This window comes from Streptomyces sp. NPDC093568, assembly GCF_044764945.1.
GTDB lineage: Bacteria > Actinomycetota > Actinomycetes > Streptomycetales > Streptomycetaceae > Streptomyces.
On record NZ_JBIWJD010000030.1, the window covers coordinates 21,660 to 28,140 of the forward strand.

Here is a 6,481-nt window from a genome sequence, read left to right on the forward strand (position 1 = left end):
GAGGGCTTCGCCCGGCAAGGACGGCTCAGGCGAAGAAGCCGTACACCTGCTTCAGCCGGCCGCCGTCGACGAGCACGGTGTCATAGCCGGTGGCGACCACGTCGTCCGAGCCCGCGGGACCGAGCCGCCAGGTGAAGAGGATCAGCCCGTGATGGGTTCCGACCACCTCGCCCATCCGGAACTCGAGCCCGGCGAGCTTCTTGCGTTCCTCGTTGATGTACGCCGTGACGGCCTCCGGGCCCTCGGCCGCCACGTTCGGGTCGATGTACACACCGTCCGCCGTGAACAGCTCATCGGCCGACGCCCGTCGAGCCGAGTCGTCCGGCTCGTTCCACAGGGCGATGTAGCGCTGCGCCAGCTGCAATTCGTCCGTGCTCACTTCATCTCCCCAAGGGTCACGGGCAGTTCGGCGAGACTGCGGATGGCGAGCGCGCCATTGGTCCGCGGTGTCTCGGTCACCAGCTCGACGTCGAACCGCGTCAGCGCGTTCAGCGCCACCTGGGTCAGCAGCCGGGCGATCGGGGCGGCCACGCAGAAGTGGATGCCGTGCCCGAACACCAGGTTGCGCGAGGGCTGCCGCCGCAGATCCAGAGTGCCGGGGTTGTCGTAGAAGCTCTCGTCCCGGTTGGCGGCGCCGAGCAGCAGGAACACCTCGTCACCGGCCGCGACGGGCACACCCGCGATGTCCGCGGGCTCGAGCACCGTACGGTTGGCCAGCTGGACGGCGGAGTCGAAGCGCATCAGCTCCTCGACCGAGTTCGCCACCTTGTCCGGGTTGGCGCGGAACCACTCCAGCTCGGGACGGTGCCGCAGCAGCGCCAGCGCGCTCAGGCCCATCATCGCCTGCGGAGCGCTGAAGCCGGCGAGGAAGATGTTGGCCGCCGTCGTCAGCAACTCGGTCTCCGTGAGCCGCTCACCGTCCTGCTCCACCGCGACCAGCTCGCTCATCAGGTCGTTCTCGGGCTTGGCCCGGCGCTGCTCGATCAGCTCGACGGAGATCTCGACGAAGCCCTCACGCGCGTCCATGCGCGTCCTGAGCTCCTCCTCGTTCAGCGTGTACTCAGGGTCGAGGCCGCGGCCGGCGTCGTTGGCGAACCCGATGCAGCGCTCCAGGTACTTCTCCGGAACGCCGACGAGCACATTGAGCACATAGGCGCCGAGCGGGCGGAAGTACTGGGACGCCAGATCGATCTGACCGCTCCCGTGCTCCTCCCGGAGCCGGGTCAGCAGACCGGCGGCGAACTGCTCCGCCTGCGGACGCACCCGCTCGACCGTGCGCGGCGTGAACACCTTGTTCACCAGCGAACGGATACGGGTGTGGTCCGGCGGGTCCATGAACATGAAGGCCCGGCGCAGGCCCTCGTCGGTGGGGATCATGGTGTCCTGCACACCCGCCCCGTCACCGCGGCCGAACCGCGGGTCGCGCATCAGGTCGGAGATCTCCTTGTAACCCAGCACCGCCACACCGGCGGCGGTGCGTATGACCTGCCCCCGCTCGGCGCGGAGTTGCTCGTACACCCGGTAGGGATCGGAGTGGAAGGCCGGGTCGAACGGGTCGTAGGGGAGAACCTCGGGCGGAGCGTCGGGAGTCGGAAGCACCTGGGCTTCGGTCATGGCGGAACATCCCATCTGGGTGTCGGTGGGTAGGGGAGGGAACGGTGCGGCCCCGGGCGGCCGGGGCGATCAGTCGGCCGCCGGGAGCAGCTCGACCGGCATGTCGAGAATCACGGTGTGCTTGTTGTTCGGCGCGTACGTCACCGGAGCGGTCGTGCGGATCTCCGCGACCCGGTCGAGCAGCGCCTCCAGCACCAGGCGGATCTCCAGCCGGCCGACCTCGTCGCCCATGCAGAAGTGGGTGCCGGTGCCGAAGGAGAGATGCGGATTGGGACTCCGGCGGATGTCGAACACATCGGGGTCGGCGAAGACCGCCTCGTCCCGGTTGGCCGACGGCCACCAGAAGGTGACCTTGTCACCCGCCTTGATCCGCGCTCCCCGCACTTCCACATCACGGGTCGCGGTACGGCGGTTGTAGGGGTTCGGGGGATTCCACCGCAGCGCCTCCTCCAGCGCGCCGGGCAGCAGGGAACGGTCCGCGCGCAGTGCCTTCCACTGCTCGGGCCGGTCGGCGAACGCCTGCACGGCCGCGGCGATGGTGTTGCGCGGCTGCTCAAGACCGGTGATCAGCAGCAGCGTCACATTCGCCTCGCGCTCGTACGGAGACAACGGGCCCTCGTCGCCGCCGGCCCCGATGTCGCCGTTGGCCAGGACCGCGCCCAGGTCCGTGCCGGGCAACCCCTGCTTGGCGTGCAGCAACTCCTTGAAGTACGCCTGCATGGCGTGGAACGTCGTGGTGGAGAACTCGTCCACCTTGCCGGTACGGCGGTTGACGAAGCCCAGCACTCCGCGCCCCCACTCGGCGAGCCGCGGCCAGTCCTCGCGGGGCACGCCCAGCATCAGTGCGATGGAGCGCAGCGCGAACGGTTCGGACACCTCGCTCATGAAGTCCAAACGGCCCCGCGCGACGGCCGCGTCCACCAACTCGGCCGCCACGCCGCGCAGTTCGCCGGCCAGCCCGGCCGCCACGCGCCCCGTCACCGAGGGCGTCAGCAGCTTCTTGATCAGCTCGTGACGCGGATTGTCCATCATCGCGAACAGCACTCCGGCGTGCACGCCGAATGGCAGGTCCTCCAAGTGGGAACCGCCGCCCGCCCGGCTGCCGCCGCCCTGCGCGGAGAACGCGGTGCTCGCTCCGGCCGCCACGATGTCGCTGTGCCGGGTCAGGACCCAGAAGCCCTCCCCGTCCGCGGTCGTGCCGGGCGGGTGGAACAGCACGGGCGCCTCCCGGCGCAGCCGGGCGAACACGGGGTAGGGGACACCGGCCGCGTAGAGCGACTGGTCCGTCAGATCGAAGCCCCCCAGCACCTCCGGCAGTTCACTCGTGGATCCCGTCGCGGCGACGGAGCGATCCGCATTCATCGATACCTCGCAATCATGGGAAGATCCGGGAAGACTCAGGTGAGTTCGCCGCCGGTCAGCCGGAATCGGATTCCGTGAGCAGTCCGGCGCTCACCGCCGCGTAATCCGGTTCGCGTTCCGACGCCAATTCCGTCCAGTGCGCGGAGATACGAATTCCGGCCGCCGTGCAGTGGACATCGGCGAGCTCCTGGCCCGCCGCGCCGGAATTCCCGTCGGCGTCCGCCCTGGAAAGCACGGCGCACATCGTGAACAGTTCCGTGGCGATACGGCCGACCAGCAGCACCGTGCGCTGCCGCTCCCAGAGCCGCGCCCGATCCGGATGGGTGCGCGCCGACCTCGCACAGAAGTCGGCGAGTTCGGCGAACCAGCGGTCCACGCGCCTCAGATGTTCCAGGTTCGCCGAGGACAGTCCGGTGTCGGGGAGCGCCCCGCGCTCCGGCGACCCGCTCGCGGCGATGCCGTCGTAGTGCCGGAGCAGCAGCAGCCGGCCGGCCTGTTCGTCGAGACGGAAGTCGATGTTCCCGGCGATGCGCAGTCCACGGGCGTCACGGAAGGCTCGTTCCAGGGGGATCTCGGGTGCGCCCCGGCGCGCCTTGCTGGTCACCGTCTCGAAGCCCTCGGCGGCCAGCAACGACATCGTGCGGTCGACCACTCGCCAGCAGGTGGTGGTCAGCACGTTCTTCGCGACGAACCGCTCGAACAGCTGGTCCTGGACGCCGGGGCCGCTCAGCGCCCAACGGGCCGCGCTGTCCATGGCGTACACCTCCGCGGCCGTGGTGGCCACGATGCGCTGTACCGAGTCGTACCCTGCGAGCGCCCGCCCGTCGACCTGCCGCCGGCGCACGAACTCCCGCGACCAGTCGAGACAGTTGCGGGCGATCGCGAGCGCGGGACCGCCCGTGAAGTACGTCCGCCCGACCAGCGCCAGCAGCCCGACCAGCGGAGGCAGCCCGTCCCGGGAGGTGTCGATCAGCGCGTGCGCCCGCGGCACCCGCACCCCGTCGAAGGCGAGCGCGCCGTTCGGCAGCCCGCGGCTGCCCAGGTATTCGAGCCGAGACACGACCCGGAACCCCGGGCAGTCCCGGGTGTCCACGAAGAACGCCCCGACATGGCGCCGGCCGTCCAACTCCACTGTCGCGGAGACACCGAGCAGATCTGCCACGGGCCCGTGACCGGTGAACAGCTTCTCGCCGTTCAGCAGCCACGCGGAGCCGTCCGCGGAGAGGGCCGCGGTCATCGCGGGGAAGGCGTTGTTCTGGCCGGTCCCGTCGGTGTCGCCGAAGCCCGACACCATGCCCTCTTCGACCCGGCTGCCGATGAAGTCGCGGAGTTCGCCCGGCGGTATCGCGGGCAGCATGGCCCCCGCCCCGACACCGGCCTGAATGCCCAGCACCTGCCCCGCGGGCACCGACCAGGCGGCGGCCCGCTCGATCACCCGGAACGCGTTGTACGCCGACAGCCCGAGGCCACCCTGCCCGGGATCGGCCCGCAGCCGCAGAAAGCCCCGCTCCTGCAGATCGTCGAGGAAATGGTCGGGAAGCCGGCGGGTGCGGTCCACCTCTTCCGGGTCCAGTCGTTTCTCCAGGAATTCACGGATCTCCTGGACGGCCAGATCACCGGCGTGCCGCTCCGCAACGTCCTGCTCGGGAAAATTCCCGAGCACATCCCAGCGCAGGCGTCCCGCGTCGAAACTCGCCAAGAAGTCCGGTGGAGAACTCGGAAGACCGCCCGGATGTCCTGAACTCATGACAGCGGATTTCTTTCTGTCTCAGTAGTACGTCGTCCATCGGTCGGGCCTGTGATCTGCACGCTAATAACTCACCGCCCCTAGCGCATACCCCAGAGATGACGGGCCGGGACCCCTACCAGTCGGCCTCGTGCGTGCCCGCCGCCAGGTCGAGCGCCCGGTGCCACTCGACGCCCGTGCTGCCGTGCCCGGCGACCAGACCTCGCAACACCCGTACGGCGGGTGGTCGCAGCCCGATCCCCACCACGCCGACCGCCCGCAGCCCGTCGCCGTACAGGGCCAGCACCCGCGGCACTCCGTCCACCGCGTCCGCCTCGCAACGCAGCACTTCCACCTGGTCAGCCCCCGCGGGCACCCCGAACGCCTGCATACGCCACCCGTACTGGTCGGTCCAGAAGTACGGAACCGGCGTGTACGCGGCGGCCGTTGAGCCCTCCGAGCCCAGCGCGGCCAGCACATTGCGGGCCACCGCGATGCCCTGCTCGGAGGCGTTCATACGGTGCTCGACGCGCAGCAGGCGACCGTAGCCGGGATGCCACCAGCGAGCCACGTCGCCGGCCGCGAACACCCCCGGTGCCGCGGCGCACATGGCGTCGCAGAGCACCCCGTCGGAGACGTCGAGACCGCTGCCCGCCAGCCACTCGACCGCGGGCCGCGCCCCCATGGCGAGGACGACCGTGTCGGCCGCGAGCCGGACCCCGTTGTCCAGGCTCACCTCCGTCACTCTGCCGCCGGAGGTCAGCACCTCCGTCACGGTGCGTCCGGTGTGCAACTCGACGCCATGCGCCCGGTGCACCCGTGCGAGCAGCCCGCCGACCTCGGCACCGACAACCGAAGCCAGGGGTTCCGGCTCGGCCGTGACCATGGTGACGGGCAGACCCGCCGCCCGCCCCGCCGCGGCCACTTCGGTGCCCAGCACACCGGCGCCGACCACCACGAGACGCCCCCCGGCCAGCAGGCTCTTGCGCAGTGCCAGCGCATCGTCGAGGGTCCGCAGGACATGGACGCCCGCGATGCTCTCGGAGCCGCCGAGGACCAGGGGACGGACCCCGGTGGCCACCACCACGGCGTCGCAGTCGAGCACCTCGCCCGTCTCCAGCGTCAGCAGCCGCGATGCCCCGGCCGGTTCCAGACCGGTTGCCCGTACCCCCAGCCGCAGATCGGCCGAGAGCGCGTCCCGCAGATGGCCCCGCTCTCGCATCGCCGTGTCCCGCGGCGGCATCGCGCCGCTCAGCACCTGCTTGGAGAGCGGCGGGCGCTCGTAGGGGAGATGAGGCTCCTCGCCCACCAGGCTGAGCGGGCCCCGGTAGCCACCGCGGCGCAGCGCCTCGACGGTCGCGAGCCCCGCCGCGGACGCGCCGACCACGGCGATTCCCCCGGCGCGGCTCACCCGTCCACCTGGATGGCCATGCCGGGGCAGACCGCCGCGGCCTCCTGGACGACGGCGTGGTGCTCCGCGCCGGGTTCGCCGATCAGCACGACGGCCGTGCCGTCATCGGCCTGGTCGAAGACATCGGGCGCCGTGAGGACGCATTGACCCGCGGCACAGCACTTCGCGGGGTCCACCGAGACACGCATGACCTGACTCCTTGCGATGCGGAAAACGGAAGGAAGGGGGTTGTTCGAGAGCGGCGTGCTTCGAGAGCCGTGTCCTTGTTCCGGCTCAGTCCTTGATCTCGCAGATGGGGGCGCCGGAGGTGAGGGAGGCGCCGACCTCGGCGGCCAGGCCCTTGATGGTGCCGGCCTTGTGCGCGTTCA

At 70.6% G+C, this 6,481-nt stretch carries 6 protein-coding genes; all 6 read right to left on the reverse strand.

The annotated features are described in order from the left end of the window. Window positions 1-25: 25 nt before the first annotated feature. Window positions 26-379: a nuclear transport factor 2 family protein gene (locus ACIRD7_RS42375; protein ID WP_403461413.1), complete on the reverse strand. Its 354-nt coding sequence runs from the start codon at window positions 377-379 to the stop codon at window positions 26-28. Beyond that, window positions 376-1,614 (reverse strand): cytochrome P450, encoded by a 1,239-nt coding sequence (locus ACIRD7_RS42380; RefSeq protein ID WP_403461414.1) that lies wholly within the window; start codon window positions 1,612-1,614, stop codon window positions 376-378. Before ACIRD7_RS42380 ends, ACIRD7_RS42375 begins: the two co-directional genes overlap by 4 nt. Before the next feature lie 69 nt (window positions 1,615-1,683). Then, complete coding sequence (locus ACIRD7_RS42385; RefSeq protein ID WP_403461415.1) at window positions 1,684-2,976, reverse strand: cytochrome P450; 1,293 nt, start codon at window positions 2,974-2,976, stop codon at window positions 1,684-1,686. A gap of 55 nt (window positions 2,977-3,031) precedes the next feature. Continuing rightward, complete coding sequence (locus ACIRD7_RS42390) at window positions 3,032-4,675, reverse strand: acyl-CoA dehydrogenase family protein (RefSeq protein ID WP_403461416.1); 1,644 nt, start codon at window positions 4,673-4,675, stop codon at window positions 3,032-3,034. Between the two features lie 163 nt (window positions 4,676-4,838). Then, complete coding sequence (locus tag ACIRD7_RS42395; RefSeq protein WP_403461417.1) at window positions 4,839-6,113, reverse strand: NAD(P)/FAD-dependent oxidoreductase; 1,275 nt, start codon at window positions 6,111-6,113, stop codon at window positions 4,839-4,841. Beyond that, window positions 6,110-6,301, reverse strand: coding sequence for a ferredoxin (locus tag ACIRD7_RS42400; protein WP_403461418.1), 192 nt, complete (start codon window positions 6,299-6,301; stop codon window positions 6,110-6,112). The genes ACIRD7_RS42395 and ACIRD7_RS42400 overlap by 4 nt, the downstream gene beginning before the upstream one ends. Window positions 6,302-6,481: the final 180 nt, after the last annotated feature.

Coding starts and splice junctions, on each gene's coding strand:
- ACIRD7_RS42400 (WP_403461418.1), bottom strand. CDS start 6,301: ATGCGTGTCTCGGTGGACCCCGCGAAGTGCTGTGCCGCGGGTCAATGC.
- ACIRD7_RS42380 (WP_403461414.1), bottom strand. CDS start 1,614: ATGACCGAAGCCCAGGTGCTTCCGACTCCCGACGCTCCGCCCGAGGTT.
- ACIRD7_RS42385 (WP_403461415.1), bottom strand. CDS start 2,976: ATGAATGCGGATCGCTCCGTCGCCGCGACGGGATCCACGAGTGAACTG.